Below are 289 nucleotides of genomic sequence, written 5' to 3' on the forward strand. Positions count from 1 at the left end.
AGGCTTGAGGTAGGGGTTGTTGGCCGCGAACAGGATCTTGCGCGCCACGATCGACAGCACGCCTCGGAAAGCCGGAATCGCCGCGCCGAGGCGGCTCATCAGGTAGTCGTTGCGGCCCTGAGTGGCCGCGCCGCCCATCACGTCGATCTCGCCGACCACGCCGCCTTCGCGCTCGTCGCCGCCGAAGAGCGTCGGCTTGTCGATCGACAGGCGCCCCAGCCCGTGGCCACTGACCAGCGGCGCGCGGCTGGCATCGCCCCAGGCGGTGCGCTCGCCGATCTGGATTTCC

The 289-nt window shown here is 70.2% G+C and carries 1 pseudogene; it reads right to left on the minus strand.

Features of this window, described 5'->3' with window-relative positions:
• Positions 1-289, minus strand: a pseudogene (locus ACK42S_RS13480) (phage tail protein); the annotation flags it as partial.

Source organism: Caldimonas sp., assembly GCF_046289365.1.
In the GTDB taxonomy this organism is placed as follows: domain Bacteria; phylum Pseudomonadota; class Gammaproteobacteria; order Burkholderiales; family Burkholderiaceae_C; genus Caldimonas.